The sequence below is a fragment of the Pseudomonas sp. PAGU 2196 genome (assembly GCF_022179005.1).
Taxonomy (GTDB): Bacteria; Pseudomonadota; Gammaproteobacteria; order Pseudomonadales; family Pseudomonadaceae; genus Aquipseudomonas; species Aquipseudomonas kermanshahensis.
Map to the genome: position 1 here is coordinate 1 of NZ_BNTL01000082.1, position 667 is coordinate 667.

Consider the following 667-nt stretch of genomic DNA (forward strand, 5'->3'; position numbering starts at 1 on the left):
TTTCTAACTCTTCTCGGATAAGGTGAAGCTGACTTTCTAAAAGTAATTCATCAGCCATTTTTTGAATACGAGCTTGACTCTCTGGAGAGCGACTAGCCAATAATTCTTGTAAGCTCTTAGCCATTAGATTGATCTCCTAAAGTTGAGAGATGAAGTGCGTATTGCTCATCTGCAATTGCTAGCATCTCTGTATAAAAACGCTTTTTATTACTCTTATCACCAATACACAGCACAATCGCTTGTCTTAGGGGATCGAATGCAAAAAATGCCCTTAACGGTTTACCACGATGCTGAACACGTAGTTCCTTCATATTGGTAAATTTAGAATCGTAGACGGTATCTACTAAAGGACGACCTAAACTAGGCCCTTGCTGTTGTAGAACAACCAATGCAGCTAAGACTTTCTCTTGTGTTGCTTCATCTTGCTGTTCAAGCCATTCATTACACAGATCCGTTGTAATGGCTGTCCACATATTACAATCACAATATAGATTACAGTCTATATATTAAATATGATTGAATGACTTTGCAAATGGCAATAAAAAATCCCGACGTCATGTCGGGATTTTTCAGTATGGAGCGCAGAGGTAGGGCTGACTACCTGATGGTCATGGTGTCTGACTGATTATTATTGTTGTTTTAAGTCATTGAACATCCTGTCCATATA

General features: G+C 38.7%; 1 protein-coding gene and 1 pseudogene. Both read right to left on the reverse strand.

The genetic code is table 11. The features are described from left to right. Positions 1-124 (reverse strand): annotated as a pseudogene (locus MFF34_RS28025) (transcriptional regulator); the annotation flags it as partial. Next, positions 117-473, reverse strand: a complete 357-nt coding sequence (locus MFF34_RS28030; RefSeq protein ID WP_238217841.1) for a type II toxin-antitoxin system RelE/ParE family toxin — start codon at positions 471-473, stop codon at positions 117-119. The pseudogene MFF34_RS28025 and the gene MFF34_RS28030, both read right to left, overlap by 8 nt. Between the last annotated feature and the right edge of the window lie 194 nt (positions 474-667).

Excerpts from the sequence above, each read along its gene's own strand:
- MFF34_RS28030 (WP_238217841.1), bottom strand. The coding sequence starts at position 473 with ATGTGGACAGCCATTACAACGGATCTGTGTAATGAATGGCTTGAACAG.